Annotated in this window: 17 protein-coding genes; 14 read left to right on the plus strand and 3 right to left on the minus strand. The window is 63.2% G+C overall.

The features are described from left to right. Window positions 1-76: 76 nt before the first annotated feature. The 9 genes from F759_RS0124750 (at window position 77) to F759_RS0124790 (ending at window position 9858) form a co-directional block, all read left to right on the plus strand. The gene (locus F759_RS0124750; protein WP_027802226.1) at window positions 77-337 is read left to right on the plus strand and encodes a hypothetical protein; all 261 of its coding nucleotides are present in this window, start codon (window positions 77-79) and stop codon (window positions 335-337) included. Window positions 338-885: 548 nt separating this feature from the next. Next, window positions 886-1089: a hypothetical protein gene (locus tag F759_RS0124755; RefSeq protein ID WP_027802227.1), complete on the plus strand. Its 204-nt coding sequence runs from the start codon at window positions 886-888 to the stop codon at window positions 1087-1089. 78 nt (window positions 1090-1167) lie between these two features. After that, window positions 1168-2367 (plus strand): serine hydrolase domain-containing protein, encoded by a 1200-nt coding sequence (locus F759_RS0124760; RefSeq protein WP_027802228.1) that lies wholly within the window; start codon window positions 1168-1170, stop codon window positions 2365-2367. Window positions 2368-2494: 127 nt separating this feature from the next. Next, window positions 2495-2788 carry an H-NS histone family protein gene (locus tag F759_RS0124765; protein WP_027802229.1) on the plus strand — a complete coding sequence of 98 codons (294 nt, stop codon included), beginning with the start codon at window positions 2495-2497 and terminating at the stop codon, window positions 2786-2788. 614 nt (window positions 2789-3402) lie between these two features. After that, window positions 3403-3927: a formaldehyde-activating enzyme gene (fae, locus tag F759_RS0124770; protein WP_027802230.1), complete on the plus strand. Its 525-nt coding sequence runs from the start codon at window positions 3403-3405 to the stop codon at window positions 3925-3927. 52 nt (window positions 3928-3979) lie between these two features. Continuing rightward, window positions 3980-5017 carry an aldo/keto reductase gene (locus F759_RS0124775; RefSeq protein ID WP_027802231.1) on the plus strand — a complete coding sequence of 346 codons (1038 nt, stop codon included), beginning with the start codon at window positions 3980-3982 and terminating at the stop codon, window positions 5015-5017. Beyond that, a complete protein-coding gene (locus tag F759_RS0124780; RefSeq protein ID WP_027802232.1) occupies window positions 5014-6453 on the plus strand; it encodes an NAD-dependent succinate-semialdehyde dehydrogenase in 1440 nt (479 codons plus the stop codon). The genes F759_RS0124775 and F759_RS0124780 overlap by 4 nt, the downstream gene beginning before the upstream one ends. Before the next feature lie 70 nt (window positions 6454-6523). Further along, entirely contained in the window at window positions 6524-7906 is a 1383-nt protein-coding gene (locus tag F759_RS0124785; RefSeq protein ID WP_027802233.1) for an MFS transporter, read from the plus strand. A gap of 350 nt (window positions 7907-8256) precedes the next feature. After that, window positions 8257-9858 (plus strand): peptide chain release factor 3, encoded by a 1602-nt coding sequence (locus F759_RS0124790; RefSeq protein ID WP_027802234.1) that lies wholly within the window; start codon window positions 8257-8259, stop codon window positions 9856-9858. Window positions 9859-9993: 135 nt separating this feature from the next. Here the strand turns inward: F759_RS0124790 and F759_RS0124795 are convergent, their stop codons facing one another. Continuing rightward, the gene (locus F759_RS0124795) at window positions 9994-10863 is read right to left on the minus strand and encodes a LysR substrate-binding domain-containing protein (RefSeq protein WP_027802235.1); all 870 of its coding nucleotides are present in this window, start codon (window positions 10861-10863) and stop codon (window positions 9994-9996) included. A gap of 265 nt (window positions 10864-11128) precedes the next feature. Here F759_RS0124795 and F759_RS0124800 point away from each other — a divergent pair, with 265 nt between their 5' ends. Further along, a complete protein-coding gene (locus tag F759_RS0124800; RefSeq protein ID WP_027802236.1) occupies window positions 11129-13609 on the plus strand; it encodes a bifunctional acetate--CoA ligase family protein/GNAT family N-acetyltransferase in 2481 nt (826 codons plus the stop codon). A gap of 102 nt (window positions 13610-13711) precedes the next feature. Here the strand turns inward: F759_RS0124800 and F759_RS0124805 are convergent, their stop codons facing one another. Both F759_RS0124805 and F759_RS0124810 read right to left on the minus strand, forming a co-directional pair. After that, the gene (locus F759_RS0124805) at window positions 13712-14257 is read right to left on the minus strand and encodes a hypothetical protein (protein ID WP_027802237.1); all 546 of its coding nucleotides are present in this window, start codon (window positions 14255-14257) and stop codon (window positions 13712-13714) included. A gap of 161 nt (window positions 14258-14418) precedes the next feature. Beyond that, window positions 14419-15207 carry an IclR family transcriptional regulator gene (locus F759_RS0124810; RefSeq protein ID WP_027802238.1) on the minus strand — a complete coding sequence of 263 codons (789 nt, stop codon included), beginning with the start codon at window positions 15205-15207 and terminating at the stop codon, window positions 14419-14421. 345 nt (window positions 15208-15552) lie between these two features. Here F759_RS0124810 and F759_RS0124815 point away from each other — a divergent pair, with 345 nt between their 5' ends. Genes F759_RS0124815 through F759_RS0124830 form a run of 4 tightly spaced genes read left to right on the plus strand, consistent with a single transcriptional unit; the run spans window position 15553 to window position 19473 of the window. Continuing rightward, complete coding sequence (locus F759_RS0124815; RefSeq protein ID WP_027802239.1) at window positions 15553-16542, plus strand: sugar ABC transporter substrate-binding protein; 990 nt, start codon at window positions 15553-15555, stop codon at window positions 16540-16542. Continuing rightward, the gene (locus F759_RS0124820; protein WP_027802240.1) at window positions 16539-18059 is read left to right on the plus strand and encodes a sugar ABC transporter ATP-binding protein; all 1521 of its coding nucleotides are present in this window, start codon (window positions 16539-16541) and stop codon (window positions 18057-18059) included. Before F759_RS0124815 ends, F759_RS0124820 begins: the two co-directional genes overlap by 4 nt. Beyond that, a complete protein-coding gene (locus tag F759_RS0124825; protein WP_027802241.1) occupies window positions 18049-19110 on the plus strand; it encodes an ABC transporter permease in 1062 nt (353 codons plus the stop codon). Before F759_RS0124820 ends, F759_RS0124825 begins: the two co-directional genes overlap by 11 nt. Before the next feature lie 36 nt (window positions 19111-19146). Further along, the gene (locus F759_RS0124830; RefSeq protein ID WP_027802242.1) at window positions 19147-19473 is read left to right on the plus strand and encodes a UxaA family hydrolase; all 327 of its coding nucleotides are present in this window, start codon (window positions 19147-19149) and stop codon (window positions 19471-19473) included. The last annotated feature ends 21 nt before the right edge of the window (window positions 19474-19494 follow it).

Raw genomic sequence — 19494 nt, forward strand, 5'->3', positions numbered from 1 at the left:
CTTCATCGGGTCACGCAGCGCATTGGCGCGTGGCACAATCGCGTGATCGAAAAACAAGACGTGATCGGGGTTTCACATGAACCGGAGCTTCTCTTCCCTCGCGCGCGATGCCTGCGCGATGCTGTTCGTCGCAGCCGGCGCAGCACTAGGCGGCTGCAGCAGCAGCGCGCCGCTGTTTTTGCCGGACGGCCGCGCCACCACGCTCGTTGAATGTCCCGCGGGCTCCGACTCCTGCGCGCAGCAGGCTGCCGCAAGCTGCGGCGGTGCATTCGACACCGTTCGCCAATCGACGAACAACGGCACGCTGAACCTGATCTACGCCTGCCGCGCAAAGTGACCCTGTCGGCCGCGCCATTGCCATTGCCGGCGCCGCGCCACAGTGTTCGCCGCCTTTGATCCGCAATTCGTGAACGCCGGCTGTGCCCGTGCCATTACACAGCCGATCGCCGCACCATCGTCCGGCCCCAATCTACCCGCCCGTCATCGGCTGACGATTACGCCGATGCCTGCTTTTTCATAAGTGCACGACCGTCATAAATATGTGCGTCTAATGCAACGGCGCGGCTGAATCATGTCTATGCCGAACGCATAATTAATCGAATACCCAGGATTTATTCCAGACGGATGACATCGATATAAAGTCACGGTATTTTTTCGCACTGAAGGGAAGTCGGTGCGCCAGGTAACGGAACCCGAAATCCCACGGCAGTATTCTGTTTCCACAGGTTCGCCAGCGCATGCGACCAGCAGCTTTTGCCGATGAGGAGGCCGCGAGGCAAAAGCCAGGAAGAAGTTGCCGACTAACGAAAATGGGCGTTAGTAACGGCACAAGTTGTGCTTTTCATTGCGTTTCGAATTAAGTCAACGAGTATTCCGGGGAAAAGAATGAATCATCACCAACTCGAAAAAGACATCCAACATCTCGAACACGTCATTTCGCACATTTCCGCAGAAGACCGAATACCGCTGTCCTATTGGCGTAACCGCATCGATTCGGTTTCCGGCGCGGTTCGCATGCCGACGCAGGTCAATCGCATCAAACGTCTTAATGCCGCGCTTGCGGCGCTGGAGAAGCGCCAGAAAGCATGACCCGCGCCGTGGAACGCTGCTGCCGCTGCCACTATGTGGTCATCCATCGACGAAGCTGAGCCAGGATCGACAATCGACATGCAACTAGCTGGATTTTCGTCGGCCCGGCTGGCGGCGCTGACGAGCACCTTGCACGGCTACGTGCAACGAGGCGATGTGGCGGGCGTGGTGGCGCTGGTCTGGCGGCGCGGCGAAACCGGCTACTTCGAGACGCTTGGCCTGCGCGACGAAGCCGCGCAATTGCCGATGGAGCGCGACACCCTGTTCCGCATTGCGTCGATGACGAAACCGGTGACGAGCGCCGCGGTTCTCATGTTGATCGAAGAGGACCGGCTTTCGCTCGACACGCCGATTGCGCAGTGGTTGCCCGAGTTGTCGGCGCCGCGCGTATTGCGCGATCCCGGCGGCCCGCTCGATGAAACGGATCCGGTGCGCATGCCGTTTACCGTGCTCGATCTGTTGACGCATCGCGCGGGCTTCGCTTATCACTTCACCGCGACCGGCCCGCTCGCGCAAGCGTACGCGGCGGCGTTTAACGGCCTGGACGCGCGCGGCGATGTCAACGCGTGGCTGGCGCGCATCGCCGAATTGCCCTTGATGTTTCAACCCGGCTCGCGCTGGCACTACGGGATCGCCACCGATGTGCTCGGCGCGCTGATCGCGAGAGTGAGCGGCATGCCGCTGGGCGAATTTTTCCGCACGCGGATTTTCGAGCCGTTGGGCATGCGCGATACCGCATTCTGGGTGCCCGAGCCGCAACTCGCGCGCCTCGCTACAGCATATGGCGTCGATCCAGGTACGCGGCGGCGCGTGGTCGAGGATCATGCGTCGGCGAGCCGCTGGGCGAATCCCGAGCGCTTTCAGAGCGGCGGTGGCGGGCTCGTCTCCACCGCTCAGGACTATCTGCAATTCGCGCAGTTGCTATTGCAGCGCGGACGCGTCGGCGACACGCGTTTGCTGTCGCATCGCTCCGTCGATCTGATGCGCTCGAACTTCCTGACCCGCGACCAGCGCCGCCTGCCGGCGTTCGGTCATGTGATGTGGGCGGGCCAAGGGTTCGGCCTCGGCTTGTCCATCGTCGACGATCCGGCGCAGCAGTTACCGCAGGGCTACCGCTCGATGGGCTCCTTCGGTTGGCCCGGCGCTTTCGGCACGAGTTGGTTCGCCGATCCGGTGGAGGACATGATCGGCCTCATGCTGATTCAGCGCCGTTCGATCGAGCCGTTTCCTATGGCAATCGACTTCGAGCGCCGCGTGTACGATGCAATTGACGATTGAGTGCGCGTGCCTCGCCGATAAACCGGCCGTACTTTTAGCGCGGGACATTGGCGGCTCTCTATCCGGCGTTTTATTTGTCTGATAGCGTCCGCACTTCGGTTCGCCACAATCAATGGGAGCATTCGTCATGGCCTCATACAAGCAGTTGACCGCTCAACTCGAAAAGCTTCACAAGGAAGTTGCGGCGGCTCGCGAAAAGGAGATCGCGCAAGCGATCGCCGACATCAAACAGAAGATCGCCGAGTACGACCTGACCGCCGAGGAGCTCGGCTTTGCGAACAACACCCGCACCGTGGCGCGCAAAGCCGCATCGGTCGCCAGGTATCGCAACCCGAAAACCGGCGAGACGTGGAGCGGTCGTGGCCGCTCGCCTGCCTGGCTCGCGGGCAAGAATCGCGACCGCTATCTGATTGAAGTGTAAGGCGCCGTCGCGGCGCGCTATTCATACGTGTCGTGTGGTCCGTATGTCTGAAGTGATGCTGCGTGCAGACTTTTTTGCACCGCCACGCAGGTCCCGAAAACGCTCACCTTTAGATCAGATCCGGAGCGCCTAGGTCGGTTTCAGCCGGCGATTCACATACCGCGGCGTTGTTTCGGTGAGCCTGGTGTCGTCGCGAGACGCACCGGCGTCCAGGTGAGCGCGACGCACGCGCCGCGGCTCACCCACGCGTCGCAAACCCGCGCCAGCCTTTGCTGGTGGGCGTTCCCAGGCTCTCCGAAGAATCGCTCATGCGCACGCGGACGCCGCTCCGCGTCTACGCGATAGAAGTCGACGTGCAACTAACACCGGGTCGTAGGTGCAAGAACCTCTTCGTGAGTGCTCACCTTTCGCCGTCTTGCACGGCGCGCCATCACAAGTCCCGAAAACTCTCACCTTTACGCGCTTCCGGCTGTGCGCGACTCGCCGCTTCTTCAGTGCCGTCCGGACAAACCCGGAGTTGAGTTCGCCTCATACCCCGGATCAAAACTCATCGATACATGGTCGCGGATGCCGAACCGCACAATCGGTCATCCACTTAACTCGACGGAAAGACCATGAGCGTATCGGCGGACAAACAACTCTTCATCGGCGAAGGATTCGAGGGCCCGGGCGTGAACCTCGCTCATATCAACGTGCTGGTCGGTCCGCGCAACGGTCCTGCGGGGCAGGCCTTCGCCACGGCATTGGCAACGCCTTCGGCGGGGCACGCGCCATTCGTCGTGATCGCGCGGCCGGGCGTGCCGACCAAGCCCTTGACGCTCTACGTGAACAAGGCGCAGATCGGCAGCGAGTTGCACGGCAACGCCACGTGGGGCGCGTCGCAAGCCGGCATCGCGAGAGCGGTGGCGGAGTCGTTGGAGAACGGCACGCTGCCTCCCGAAGCGGAGAACGACTGGGTGGTCGTGTCCGCGAACTGGGTCAACCCTGCCGTCGACGACCTCGACGCCGTCTTCGAAAACAACTACCGCGCGTGCAGGAACGCCATTCTCGCGGCGATGAAAGGCTTGCCGCATCGCGACGAAGTGTTCGCCGCCGCGCGTGACGTCTCAAACCCGTTCTACACCCCGAAGCAACGCTGATTGCGGCGTCGATTGAAAGCAACTGTATCGGATTTGCAAGGAGACACGTTTCATGGAATACATTCGCCTCGGCCAATCCGGCCTGAAGGTTTCGCGTCTGTGCCTCGGCACGATGAACATGGGCACACCGCAATGGAAACCCTGGATTTTCGACGAAGCGCGCAGCGAGCCGATCGTTCGCCATGCGCTGGAAGCCGGCGTCAATTTCATCGACCTCGCCGATTTCTATTCGACGGGCGTCGGTGAAGAAGTGGTGGGCCGCATTCTGAAGCGCCTCGCGCGCCGCGAGGAAATCGTCGTCACCACGAAGGTCGGCTATGACATGGGCGCGTATCAGAACGCGGGCGGCCATTCGCGCAAGCACATCATGGACGGCATCGACGGGTCGCTCACGCGCCTCGGCATGGATTACGTCGACATCTACATGCTGCATTTCTTCGATGTGAATACGCCGGTCGAGGAAACCATGAGCGCGCTGAACGACATCGTGCGTGCGGGTAAAGCGCGCTATATCGGCGTGTCGACGATGTACACGTGGCAGTTCGCGAAGATCATGCAGGTCTGCGAGCGCAACGGCTGGCATAAGCCAATCAACATGCAGTTGCAGTTGAACCTCGCGTATCGCGAGGAAGAACGCGAGATGATTCCGTACTGCCAGGATCAGGGCGTCGGCGTGTCGGTATTCAGTCCGCTCGCACGCGGGTTGCTGACTTGCGACGCCAACTCCACGCGCAATCAGACGGACTTTTTCACCGCGCAAATGTATGGCGACGAGGTTTCGCGGGAGATTGCGGCGTCGGTGGCGCGCGTCGCCGCTCGGCGCGGCGTATCGGCGGCGCAGATCGCACAGGTGTGGGTGCTCAGGCACGAAGGCGTGGCGAGCATGCTGGTCGGCGCTGACACGCCGGCGCAGTTCGACGGCGCCATTGCCGCGCTCGGCACGACGCTGTCCGACGAAGAGATCTTCGAACTCGAACGCAACTACACGCCCTGCGATCTGATCAACGACTACACCGCAGGCAAGCGCATCGCGCGCGAGCCGAGGCTTGCGCAAGGCGCGTTCGTGGAGAAGCTGGAGAAGGCTGCATGAACGAATTTCTCCGGACAGGGCACTACATTGGCGGCGAGTGGTACGAAAGCGCGAGCACCTACCCCGTTCTCAATCCCGCGACAGGCGAAGTCATCGCGCAAGTGGCCAGAGGCGGCGCGGCGGAGGCGACGCAGGCCATTGCTGCCGCCGAACGCGCGTTCCCCGCCTGGCGATCGTTGACGGCCAAAGAGCGCGGCGCGCGCGTCAAGCGTTGGGGCGACTTGATGCTCGAGCATCGCGATGCGCTTGCCGAACTATTGACGCGCGAACAAGGCAAGCCGCTCACCGAAGCACGTGGCGAAGTCGGCTATGCGGCGAGCTTTTTCGAATGGTTCGCCGAGGAAGCGAAGCGCGCATATGGTGACGTGATCCCGAGCCCGAATCCCAGCGCAAAGATTATCGTGACGCGCGAACCGGTCGGCGTGGTCGCGGCCATCACGCCGTGGAATTTCCCGCTCGCGATGATCACCCGCAAGGCCGGTCCCGCGCTGGCAGCTGGTTGCACGATGGTGCTGAAGCCCTCGGAGGAAACGCCGTTGTCGGCATTTGCACTAGCCGTGCTGGCCGACAAGGCGGGCATTCCGCCGGGCGTGTTCAACGTCGTTTCGGGCGATGCCGTTGCGATAGGCGGCGCGTTCACCGAATCCGATGTGGTGCGCAAGCTCTCGTTCACCGGCTCGACGCGTGTAGGCAAGCTGCTCGCGAAGCAGTCAACGGATACGTTGAAGAAGCTCTCGCTGGAGTTGGGCGGCAACGCACCGTTCATCGTTTTCGACGACGCCGATCTCGACGCCGCCGTGCAAGGCGCGATGGCTTCGAAGTTCCGCAACACCGGGCAAACGTGCGTGTGCGTCAATCGCTTCTACGTACAGGACGGCATTTACGATGCGTTCACAGTGGCGCTCGCACAGGCCGCGCGCAGGATGCGTGTGGGCAACGCGTTGCAAGGCGACGTCGAACAAGGTCCGCTGATCAATCAGGCCGCGCTGAAGAAAGTCGAAGCACATGTGGCCGACGCGTTGAAAAAGGGCGCCAAAGTGTTGACTGGCGCAAAACCGCATGCGCGTGGCGGCACGTTTTACGAACCGACGGTTCTCGTCGATGCATCCAGTTCGATGCTGATCGCGCAAGAGGAAACCTTTGGGCCGGTTGCCGCGTGCTTTCGCTTCAACACCGAGGACGAAGTCGTAGCCGCCGCGAATGCGACGCCGTTCGGGCTATCGGCATATTTCTATACGCGCGATCTGGCGCGAGCGTGGCGCGTGGGCGAGGCGCTCGAAAGCGGCATGGTCGGCATCAACGAAGGGATTCTGTCCACCGAGGTCGCGCCGTTTGGCGGTGTCAAACAATCGGGCCTCGGCCGCGAAGGATCGAAGTATGGGCTCGATGAATACACCGAGCTCAAATACATGATGATGGGCGGGCTCGGACGCTGATCGTCGGACTGCGCGCGGGCGGGAACGCATGACCTTATCCGCCCGAAAAAGCCATAAACAAGGAGACAGCGTGAGTAATCAGGATATCCAGGCAAGCCCTCTCGGCCTCGCCCCCAGTTTTCCGGCTGCGGTACCGCCCGCAAACCATCCCATTCCCATCGACGATGTGCCGTTGAACGCGTTCCACGTGAAGATCGCCGGGCTCACGTTCGGCGCGCACTTCACCGAAGGTTTCGCGCTCGGCACGATCGGCTACGCGCTCGCCGCGATGAATCGTCAAATGCCGCTCGACGCATTCTGGATGGGCATGATCGGCAGTTCCGCGCTGATGGGCATTTTCTTCGGCAGTCTGGTCTTCGGCTGGCTGTCGGATCGGCTCGGGCGGCAAAAAATCTTTCTGACGAGCTTTGTCATCATCACAGTGGCTGCGTTTGCGCAGTTCTATGTCCATTCGCCTTTCGAGCTATGTTTGCTGCGGGTGTTGATCGGCTTCGGCATGGGCGGCGATTTCGCGGTGGGGCACGCGATCCTCGCGGAATTCTCACCGCGTAGGCATCGCGGAACATTGCTCGGGTCCTTCAGCGTCGTATGGACTATCGGTTACGTGGTCGCGAACGTGATGGGCATGCATTACGCCGACGCCTCGCCCGATGCATGGCGCTGGCTGCTCGCCTCAGCTGGCGTTCCTGCGCTGATCGTGCTGGTGTTGCGCATGGGCACGCCGGAGTCGCCGCGCTGGCTGCTAGGCAAGGGCAGGATCGCGGAGGCGAAGTCGGTCGTGCTCAAGCATTTCGGCGAAAACGTCACGCTCGACGGCGCGCATGACGAGCACGCGCAAACGGCTGGCGGGTTTATGCGTCTCTTCGAAAAAGACCTGATTCGCCGGACTATCTTCAACTGTGCGTTTTTCGTGTGCCTCGTCATTCCGTACTTCGCGGTCTACACATTTTTGCCGACCATCCTGAAGGCGATCCATCTCAACAACGATTCAGGCGCGGATTTGCTGCTGAACGGCTTTCTCGTGCTTGGCGCGCTGATCGGCATCTGGCTCACGATCAAACTGCCGCGGCGCGTTTTCCTGATCGGCTCGTTCGCAGTGACGTGCATATCGCTGATCGCGCTGAGCTTGCTGCCGGAATCGGCGACGCTCGCGATGATCGTCGCGTTCGGCATTTTCACGCTGACCATGTCGGCGTTCTCGAATCTTGTCGGCGTATTCCCGCCCGAGTGTTTTCCCACCGAAGTACGTGCCTGCGGCGTCGGACTGGCCATTGCTTGCAGCCGTCTGGGCTCTGCGGTGGGTACGTTCCTGTTGCCGCTCGGCATTGTCACGTTCGGCTTTCACGTCACGATGATCGTGCTCGCGGCCGTGCTGCTGGTAGGCATGATTGTCTCGATTGCGTGGGCGCCTGAAACGAAGCATTTGACGTTGAACCAGGCGAGCGGCGGCTGAAATCCCGAAGCGCGCGCCCCGGCGGCGGTGCGCTTGGGATTCGACGACAGTCGCTTCGCCGCCCGGCGAACCGTTCTATCAGCGCCCCGGCCGCCCGCTGCTCGCGGGCGGGTTTTCCACGTCCGCCGCCCCGGCGTGTATCATTCGTTCCCTGCGCTGTTCTGCGCTGGCGATTATCCGTATTGTCGAACGCTCGTTCCCGACCTGTTTTCCGACGCGGCCCGGTTGCCATAGTGATGCGGGTTCCCGACCCGACTCCCGCAGCTCGACGCCGCCGCGCCACGCGTGGCAGCCCGGAGGCCACAAGCTTCCGAAGACCGCCGAACCCCTATCCGTGACCGCCAGACCCGATGTCAGTCTCCGAACTCAAACGCCGCCGCACTTTCGCGGTCATTTCCCACCCGGACGCGGGTAAAACCACGCTGACCGAAAAGCTGCTGCTGTTTTCGGGCGCGATTCAGATCGCGGGCACCGTGAAGGGCCGCAAGAGCAATCGTTATGCGACCTCCGACTGGATGGAGATCGAAAAGCAGCGCGGCATTTCCGTCGCCAGCTCGGTGATGCAGTTCGAGTACGGCGACGCCGTTATTAATCTGCTCGACACGCCGGGTCACGAAGACTTCTCGGAAGACACGTACCGCGTGCTGACAGCAGTGGATGCCGCCGTGATGGTGATCGACGGCGCGAACGGTGTCGAAGCGCAGACGCTCAAGCTGCTCGAAGTCTGCCGCAGCCGCAGGACGCCGATTGTCACCTTCATCAACAAGCTCGACCGTGAAGTGCGCGAGCCGCTCGAACTGCTCGATGAAATCGAGCAGCATCTCGGCGTCGCCGCTGTGCCGTTCACGTGGCCGATCGGCATGGGCAAGGAGTTCCAGGGTGTCTACGACATCCAGCGCGATCAGGTTCGTGTGTTCCGTGCCGGTCAGGACACCGCTGGCGGCGCGGTTGAAACGCTGCAAGCGTTGAGCGATGAAGAAGGCGAGCGCCGTTTCGGCCATAGCTGGACGAAGGCAAAAGAAGAGATCGACCTGATCACCGGCGCAACGCCCGATTTCGACCGCGGGCAGTTCCTTGCCGGTCAGCAATCGCCGGTATTGTTCGGCTCGGCGATCAACAACTTCGGCGTGAAGGAAATTCTCGACGCGCTGGTCGACCTGGCGCCGCCGCCGTCGATGCGCATGACCGTGCAGCGGCCGGTGATGCCCGACGAGCCGAAGTTCACCGGCGTCGTATTCAAGGTGCAGGCGAACATGGATCTGGCGCACCGCGACCGTGTGGCGTTTATCCGCGTGTGTTCGGGACGTTTCGAGCGCGGCATGGCCGTGAAGGTGACGCGTTCGAACAAGACGTTCCGCGCGAATAACGTCGTGACGTTCCTGTCGCAGCGACGCGAGACGGTGAGCGAGGCGTATCCCGGCGACATCATCGGGATTCCGAATCACGGCACGCTTAGTCTCGGCGATACGTTGACCGAAGGCGAGGCGCTGCAATTCGTCGGGTTGCCGTTCTTCGCGCCGGAAATTTTTCAGACCGTCGAGGTCGTCGATCCGATGCGCGCGAAGCAACTCGGCGAGGCGCTGAAGCAACTCGGCGAGGAAGGCGCGATTCAGGTGTTCCGTCCTGAAGTGGGCGGTTTGATGATCCTCGGCGCGGTCGGCCAACTGCAGTTCGAAGTCGTGTCGCATCGTCTGTCGACAGAATACAAGGTCGATGTGCGCATGGCACCCGCGCGTTACCGCATGTCCCGCTGGGTGACGTGCGACGATCCCGCCGAACTGCGCCGCTTTACCGGTTCATACGCCGCGCGGATCGCGCTCGATGCCTCGGACGCGCCGACATATCTGGCCTCGCATGTGTCGGAGATCGAAGTCGCGCAGAAGGCGTGGCCGAAAATCGTCTTCAACGAGTTGCGCGAGCATTCCGGCGCGCCGTTCAAGAAGGCGATGTAACGGGCTAACGCCGCGTCACTCCGCTAGCGCATGTAGCTGGCGGCGTCCGTCTTTAAGAGAGAAAGCCGCGTGTCATGCACGCGGCTTTTTTTATTTTGATGCTCGCTGTCGGCTCGCCGTCAGGCGGCACCGCCGCTACCCCATTTTTAGCACTTCTTCGCGCAGCCACTCCGCGAACGCCTGCACATACTCCAACGCGGCGTGCTGCGGCGCGACGTCGAGCCAATAGCCGAACGGGCCGGCCACTTGGACATCCGAAAACTGCGCGAGGCTGCCGTCCGCCAGTTCCTCGACGATCATGTTCCGGTCGACGATAGCCAACCCCGCGCCCTTGCGCGCCGCGCGGATTGCCTGTTCGAGCGTCGAGAATTCAATGCCGTTGTCCGCGTAGCGTGCGGGCAGCCCCGCCGTGGCGAGCCAGTTCGGCCAAAGGTCGAGCCTCGCGTCGTTGTACAGCACGTGCAGCGCAGGCATGTGTTCGAGCAGCCTGTCGAGCGGCTCGCCGAGCAGCATGGGCGCACCGACCAGCGCATGGCGCTCGGTTATCAGCAATTCGGAATGTGCGCCGGGCACTGTGTGGCGGCCAAAGCGGATCGTGCAGTGACAGTCCGTGGTCGGCTCAGTGCGGATCGACAATTCGACGTCGGGCATCTCGTCAGCCAGCGAACCGAGCCGCGGCGAGAACCATTGCGTCGCGAAAGTCGGCGGCACAGCCACCACTAGGCGGCGCCGGCCCTTCGCCGCAGTGATTTGCCGGAAGCCGCGCTCAATGGTGTCGAATGCGTCCGACAGGCAAGGTAGGAATTGCAGCCCGACTGGCGTCAGGCGAATACCTTTGTGATCGCGCTCGAACAGCTTCGCGCCGAGCGATTCCTCGAGCAGCTTGATCTGCCGGCTGACGGCGCCTTGCGTCACGCATAGCGCGCTCGCCGCGCGGTTAAAGCTCATATGGCGCGCTGTTTCCTCGAAAAAGCGCAACGCGATGAGCGATGGCAAGCGTCGCATACATCACCTTCTGTCTCTTTGATCATCCGGGGCAGTGCGGCCGATTGAAGGCGCGCGGATCGCCCGCAATTGTCGCACTGAAGCGCGCTAATTTTGCCTGTGCGCGCTAAAAAAATCCGGCCGCGCGGTGGCGCTGAACAAGCGTCGATAGACATGGCTCCGGCTTGCGCGCGAGAAGCGCCGCGCGATGGCCGCACTTCGCCTATCCTGACGAAGACGCGCGCGTCGCCCTGAGCGGCGCGCCTCTTTGATCCGCGGAGCGCCTGTGACCGTTCGCAACCTCGATGCGTTGTTCCGACCGAAATCTGTCGCTGTGATCGGCGCTTCCGAGCGGCCCGGCAGCACTGGCGCGATGGTGTGGGCGCGCCTGCTGGAAGGCGGCTTCGAGGGTCCGCTGTGGCCCGTCAATCCGAAGTACGAAACGCTGAGCGGGCACCCCGTAACGGGCGACGCAGGCGACTTGCCGCAAGCGCCCACCGTCGCACTGATCTGCACGCCGCCGGCGACCTGGCCTTCGATCATTCACAAGCTGGGCGGTTTAGGGACGCGCGCGGCGATCATCGTCGGCGAGGCGCGCTGCGATGACGACCGGCTCGCGTTGCGGCAGGCGCTCTCAGCGGCGCGGCCGCATCTGCTGCGGGTCGTCGGGCCTGGCAGCCTCGGTGTGGTGTCGCCGGCGCTGCGCGCGCATCTCGGCGCGCCGTCGTGCTCGGTGAAGGCGGGCGGCGTGGCGTGGGTCTCGCAGTCGAACGCGCTGACCAACGCAGTCCTTGGCTGGGCGCAAGCGCGCGGCCTCGGCTTCTCGCACGCGGTGGCGCTCGGCGACGAGGCTGACGTGGATGCGGGCGACGTGCTCGACTACCTGGCGAGCGACCCCGGCACGCGCGCGATTCTGCTCGAGCTCGACAGCGTGCGCGCGGCGCGCAAGTTCATGTCGGCGGCTCGCGCGGCGGCGCGCAATAAGCCGGTGCTCGCGCTGCGCTCGGGCCGCGCCGATCCCGCCGACGCGCTTTATACCGCCGCGTTTCGCCGCGCCGGCATGGTGCGCGTGGACGCGCTCGACGACCTGCTCGACGAAATCGAGACGCTCGGCGTAGGCCGCGTGGCGGCGGGTGCGACGGCGACGCTGATCACGAGCGACCGTGGCCTTGCGACGCTCGCGTGCGACGCCTTCGCCGCCGCTGGCGACACGCTCGCGCCGTGGCCGGAGGATGCGTCGCAGGCGTTGCAGCAAGCGCTGCCGCACGCGGTGGGCGGCAACCCGCTGCAACTCGGCGACGACGCACGTCCCGAGCACTTCGGCACGGCGCTCAAGCTGCTCGCCGAGCATCGCGGCACCGGCACGGCGTTCGTCGTGCACGCGTCGACACATGGCGCGCCGGTCGGCGAGGTGGCGCAGGCGCTGATCGCGAATCAGCGGTTCGCGTATCGCGGTCTGCTCGCATGTTTCTTCGGCGGTCTGGACGCGGCTACGCGCGACGCGTTGCATGCACAAGGCATTCCGGTTCACACCACGCCGCAGCGGCTCGCCCGCGCGTTCGCGCGCCTCGTCGATTACCGGATGGGACGCGAATTGCTGATGCAGACGCCCGAGGGCTTGCCGGCTGAAATCCCTGACGCAATCGACGCCGCGCAAGCGCAGGCTCGCGCCGCGCTCGCGGCAGGTGAGTGCCAACTAACCGGTAAAGCGGCAGCCGGCTTGCTGGAGCGCTTCGGGCTTGTAATCGAGACAGCGGAGACAACGGAGGCAGCGGGTGTCGACAAGCGTTCAGACACGACGCAAACATCGCGTGAATCTGACTGCACCGGGACCGACGCGGCATCATCCCGAAAACCCGTGGTCGACATCGCCGTGGAACTCCATGACGACGATAACTTCGGTCCCGTGTTCCGCTTCACAGCACCTTCCGCAGATGGCGTTTCCGAGCCGCTGCGCATCTACGGTTTGCCGCCGCTCAATCCGACGCTCGCGCGCGACATCGTCACGCGTTCGCCGTATGCGCGGCTGGTGGCGCCGGAGCCTGCGTTGGCCGCATTGACGGCGCTCTCGCAAGCCGTCTGCGACGTCAGGGAAATCGTCGGTCTCACGCTCACGCTGCGCGTCTATCGCGATCACGTGACCGTGGTCGCTCCCACGCTGAGCATCGCACCGACGCGCAGCCGTCTCGCGATCGTGCCGTATCCGCGCCGCTTCGAGGAGACGCTCGACTGGCAAGGTCTGCGTGTGACCGTGCGGCCGATCCGCCCCGAAGACGAGGCTGCGCATCACGATCTCGTCGAAGCGATGACGCCCGAGGATTTGCGGCTGCGATTTTTTGGCGCCGTGGGCAGCTTCGATCATTCGCAGCTCGCGCGCATGACACAGATCGACTACGACCGTGAAATGGCGCTGATCGCGACGGTGAAGGACGAAGCTGGCGTGTCGCGCACGCTCGGCGTGGTGCGCGCCGTCGCCGAGCCGGATAACGAAACGGCGGAATTCGCGGTCGCCCTTCGCTCGGACCAGAAAGGGCGGCGGCTCGGGCGCTTGCTGACGGACCGCATCATCCGGTATGCGCGGGCGCGCGGCACGCACTGGCTGGTCGGCGAGGCGCTGCGTGAGAACACTGCAATGATCGCGCTCGCCAGATCGAGCGGCTTCACGATTACGCCGACGGAAGATCCGGGTGTGGTGGGTTTTCGGATGGCGCTGGACAACGAAGCGGATCAGGACAAGAGCGCCGGCACCGTGCGCAACACGCAATGATTGGAAGATGCGGCTCCTCCGCAACAGGAGGCGATCTTCCGTGTCACTCATAGATGAGGCGACGGCCTCACGTCGTCATAAGAATCCGATCTACTGCAACGCTCAGGCCGGAAGCCTGGCGGCCGCCTCATCAACCTGCGCGCGCGTCACCGCCAACTCGACCAACCACGCATCCGCATACACGGCACCGGTCTCGCGCTCCAGCCGAGCAATAGTCGCCGCGCAGCGGTTCGCGTCCTTCGGCGTCGCGATGAACGACTTTACCGACTCGCCCGCCTTGAACGCATCGAACAACGGCACCCGGATATCGTCCGGCAGCTGACGCGTCGTCCATTGATACGGCTTGCCGTTGAACGTGAACGACGGCGGCAGCACGCGTTCTTTCTTGGCCGCGGGAATCAAGCCATACGTGCGCGCCGCTTCGCCGATCTGCTCCGGCGAAAAGAGTTCGTCGGGGCTGATATCGAATTGCTGGATGAAAGTCTCGATGCTTTGCATCGCCGCCGCGCGGTCGTCACGGCGCTTTTGCGCATGAGCGACGATGTCGCGCAGTTCGTCGGCTTCTTCAGGCGTGATCGTGAAGCTCGACTGCTTCTGCTGGAGTTCGGAAAAACGCTGGAATTCGGAATCGGTCAGAAGTTTTGCCATTGCTTATCGATGGGCGCGCACGAACGCGTTCATGCGGCGACATTTTTGAGAGGGTCGCCATTCTAAACCATGTGCGCATCGAATCCGCTGCGAGCACAACTTCTGCGTCGCGAGTTGCCGCGACGACAGATCAACGACAGATCAGCCGACGTCAACCAGCGTCAAACCGTCTTCTCCTCAAACATCGAAAGCGCCTGAACGGTTTCGCGCAACAGCGCCGTCGCGGCAGCGAGCGTGGGCGCGACGTATTCGTCGATACGCTTCAGATAAGGGCACGTGAGGGCCGCAATGGCCTGGCCGGACGGGCCGAGAACCGGAAAGGTGACGTCCGTCACGCCGAATGTCTGCTGGCTGTCCTTTTGCGAAAAACCCGCTGCGCGAATCCGTTCGCATGCTGCTTCGAGCGCGTCGCGGTCTATCGTCACTTCGCCCTTGACCTTGGTGTGCTCGGCGAGCATCTGCGCACGCTGTTCGACAGTCTGGAACGCGAGCATTACGCGGCCCGAGCCGGTGTCGATCAGCCCGACTCGCGAACCGAGCCGCACCGACATGCCCCAGGTGCCCGGTCCGTCCACTTGCGCGATAACAAGCAGGTTGCCGCGGTCGTACACGGCGAGGTGACACGATTGCTCGGCCGCATCGGCGAAACGTTGCATGAGCGGCAACGCCTCGGAAATGAGCCGGTTCATCGGCGGATGACGATGAGCGAGTGCATACAGCTTCAAACTGAGCGAGTAGCGGTCGCCGCCGGTGGAGCGCACCACATATTGCCGCGCGACCAGACGTTCGAGCATCCGGTACATCTCGCTCGCATTGCGCCCGAGCAGCTTTGTGATCTCGGCGCGGGTCAGCCCTTCTTTCTGCTCGGCGAGCAGCTCCAGGATGTCGAGGCCTTTGTCGAGCGCCGGAGCGCGATAACGGTCGGCATCGTCTTTATCTTCTGCGTCCATCGTGGGGGAATTCCGTGAGCAGTTCTCAGTATGTGGCGCTTGAGTGTAAGTGCGGCAGCCCATTCCGTGCGACCCGATGCGTCCAGGGAAAACACGGACGATTGGTGCAGTGCACTTCGCTTGACTTCAAAAAGTCCGTATATGAATAATACGTTCATTGGTGAATCTGTGCAGCCAATGCCGGACAACGCTCATAAATAAGAAAGCGCAGGACGAAGTGCCGGCATCCATGACCGGTCCACGCAGTTCAATAACGCATATCAGGAGACAACCATGTCGTTCGCGAAAGGGCCGCAGTCGGCTCGCAAATGGGTTCGCAGTTCGTTGCGTCAGTCGTTTTTCACGATGTCTGCTGCGGCATGCATCGCCGGGCTAGCCTTCAGCGGCGCTGCACAAGCCGCAGATGCGGGCAAGGTCGGCCTCGGCCTGCCCTTGCTGACATCGCCGTTCTGGCAGTCGTACAACAACTATCTGCCGAAATACGCGAAGGAGATGGGCATCGACATCCTCGCGCCGGTCAATTCGAATGGCGACCCGGTGCAGCAGATCACCGACATGAACAACCTGCTGAACCTCGGTGCGAAGGGCATCGTGGTCGGCCCGCTCGACTCCGCCGCGATCAGCCGCGCGCTTGATGCCGCGACTGCGCGCAATGTGCCGGTCGTCGCAGTCGACGTCGCGCCGACGCAAGGCAAGATCGCGATGGTCGTACGTGCGGACAATCACGCATATGGCGAGAAGGCGTGCAAATACATCGGCGATCACGTGAAGTCGGGCAAGGTCGTGCAGATCATGGGCGACCTGGCTTCGGTCAACGGACGCGACCGCTCGGAAGCGTTCCGCTCGTGCATGAAGGGCTATCCGGGTATCTCGGTGCTGGAAATTCCGGCGGCCTGGAAGGGCGACGTCGCGGCTACCGGGCTCGACAGTCTGCTTACCGCGAATCCCGACGTGAAGGGCATCTACATGCAGGCAGGCGGCGTGTATCTGTCGCCGACGCTGCAAACCTTGCGCCGCAAGCAGATGCTGTTTCCGGCCGGCGACGCGAAACACGTCGTGATCGTGAGTAACGACGGCATTCCGCAGGAGTTCGACGCGATTCGCCGCGGCGACATCGACGCAACCGTGTCGCAGCCCGCCGATTCGTACGCGAAGTACGGCTTGTACTACATCAAGGCGGCGTTGGCTGGGCAGACCTTCAAGCCGGGCCCGACCGATCACGGCAGCAACATCATCCAGCTGGCGCCGGGCATTCTCGAAGACCAGTTGCCCGCGCCGCTCGTGACGAAGTCGAATGTCGACGACAAGGCCTTGTGGGGCAATACAGTCAAATGAGCGCGCTGACGCCATCCGTGCCTGTGGTCGAAGCGTTGGCAGTCACCAAACGCTACGGCTCCACGGCCGCGCTGAATGACGTGAGTATCCGCGTGATGCCCGGCGAGTCGCATGCACTCGTCGGGCGTAACGGCGCGGGCAAGTCGACGCTGGTGTCGATTCTCACCGGCCTGCGCAAGCCGGATACCGGCGAGGTGCGTTTCAACGGCGAGCCTGCGCCGTCGATTGCGGATCGCGATGCGTGGCGTGAGCGCGTCGCCTGTGTCTATCAGCATTCGACCATCATTCGCGACTTGAGCGTCGCGGAAAATCTGTTCATCAACCGGCAGCCGTCGCGAGGCGGCGTGATCGACTGGCGGGGTATGCGCCGCGACGCGCGCGCGTTGCTCGACCACTGGAAGATCGACGTGCGTGAAGACGCACGCGCCGGCGATCTGAGCGTCGAAGCGCGGCAACTCGTGGAGATTGCGCGTGCGCTGTCGTACGGCGCGCGCTTCATCATTCTCGACGAGCCCACCGCGCAACTCGACGGCGATGAAATCAAGCGTCTCTTTCGGCGCATCACTGAATTGCAGCGCGAGGGCGTGACATTCCTGTTCATCTCGCATCATCTGCAAGAGGTGTATGAGATCTGCCAGGCGGTGACCGTATTGCGCGACGCGCGGCATATCATCAGCGCGCCGGTTTCCGCGTTGCCGCGCGAGCAGTTGATCGAGGCGATGACCGGCGAACGCGGCGGCCTTTGCGTCGCCGATGCGGCGGCGCGCGACGCACTGCCCGCCGACACCGCGATTGCGCTGCGCGTCGATCAATTAAGCGGGTCCGATTACGACGACGTGTCGTTCACGGTCAAGCGCGGCGAGGTGGTCGGCTTGACGGGCGCGACGAGCAGCGGCCGCACGAGCGTGGCCGAAGCAATCGCCGGCTTGCGCGCTGCCAAATGCGGCACGATCAACGTGGACGGCGTCACACTACCGCCAGGCGACGTGCCCGCGGCGCTCGCGCATGGCATTGGCTGCGTGCCGAAAGACCGCCATCACGAAGGCCTCGTGCTGACGCAATCCATCGCGGAAAACGCGTCGATGACCATCGCGCGACTGCTCGGCAAGTTCGGCATCGCGACGCCGTCGAAGAAAAATGCCTTCGGCCAGAAGATGATCGACGCGCTCGGCATCGTCGCGCAAGGACCCGAGCATGTGGTGTCCGGACTCTCCGGCGGCAATCAGCAGAAGGTGGTCATGGCGCGCGCGCTGGCCACCAATCCGAATGTGCTGGTGCTGATCGATCCGACCGCGGGCGTCGACGTGAAGTCGAAAGAAGCGTTGCTCTCCGTCGTGGATCGCGTGCGCGAAGAAGGCAAGGCCGTGCTCGTCGTATCCGGCGAGCTCGACGATCTGCGCACCTGTGACCGCGTACTCGTCATGTTCCGCGGCCGTGTCGCGGCCGAATTCCCCGCAGGTTGGCAGGACCAGGACCTGATTGCATCAGTAGAAGGAGTCAGTCTCCATGAAGAATAGTGTGACCAGTCCCGCGTTCGGCGCGGCGCAGGTTCAAGGCCATCCGCAACCGTCCGCGCCGGCGCCCGCGCCGCGCGGCAAGCGCGGCCGTTCCGAACTCGCACGCTTGCGTGACCTGGCGTTGTTGCCGGCGCTCCTGCTGCTGATCGTGGTCGGCGCGTTCGTCAGCCCGAGCTTTCTCACTCGAGCGAATCTGATCAGCGTGCTCGGCGCGTCGGCGGCGCTGGCGCTTGTCGTGCTCGCTGAATCCCTGATCGTGCTGACCGGCAAATTCGATTTGTCGCTCGAATCGACGGTCGGCATTGCACCGGCAATAGGGGCGATGCTCGTGATGCCCGCTGCGTCCGCTGGGTTCGGCACGCAGTGGCCCGCGTTGGCCGGCTTGCTGGCGATTCTCGCGGTCGGTGCGGTGATCGGCGCGATCAACGGCTTTTTGGTGGTGCGTTTGCGGCTGAACGCGTTCATCGTCACGCTGGCCATGCTGATCGTATTGCGCGGCATGCTGGTGGGCGCGACCAAGGGCGGCACGCTGTTCGACATGCCGCCGTCGTTCTTCTCGCTTGCCACCACCATCGTGCTTGGCTTGCCGTTGTCGGTATGGCTCGCCGCCGTGGCCTTCGCGATCGCCGCGTTCGTGCTGCGCTATCACCGGCTGGGGCGCGCGCTGTACGCGATCGGCGGCAATCCGGACGCGGCGCGCGCGGCGGGCATTCGCGTTGAGCGCATCACGTGGGGCGTGTTCATTCTCGGCAGCATGCTGGCCTCGGTCGGCGGCTTGATCGTGACCGGCTACGTCGGCGCGATCAACGCGAACCAGGGCAACGGCATGATCTTCACGGTGTTCGCGGCGGCGGTGATCGGCGGTATTTCACTCGACGGCGGCAAGGGTTCGATGATCGGCGCGCTGTCCGGCGTGCTGTTGCTCGGCGTCGTACAGAACCTGTTGACGCTCGCGCAAGTGCCGTCGTTCTGGATTCAGGCCATTTACGGCGCGATCATTCTCGGTTCGCTGATGGTAGCGCGCCTCGCGAGCGGCGAAGGCCAGAACTAATGCAACGCTAATGCCACGGCCTAACGGAGAACTCATTTGACCAGCCGCCCAATGCAAACGGATTCGCATCTGATCCTGCTCAGTCCCGAAGACAACTGCCTGATCGCGGCGGCGCGTCTCGACGCCGGCACGCAACTGGAGATCGAAGGCGAGAGCGTGACGCTTTCGCACACCATCGAACTCGGGCACAAGGTAGCGCGCCGCAATCTTGCGAAGAACGACAAGGTGCTGCGCTACGGCGCGGTAATCGGCCACGTGACCGAAGCGGTGCAGCGCGGCGCGCATCTGCATACGCACAACCTCGAAAGCGACTACCTGCCGACTTATACGCACGACGCGGGCCATCAATTCGTACACCACTGACTTGCGCACAACGACGCGGCC

Origin of the sequence: Paraburkholderia dilworthii, from assembly GCF_000472525.1 — a bacterium.
In the GTDB taxonomy this organism is placed as follows: domain Bacteria; phylum Pseudomonadota; class Gammaproteobacteria; order Burkholderiales; family Burkholderiaceae; genus Paraburkholderia; species Paraburkholderia dilworthii.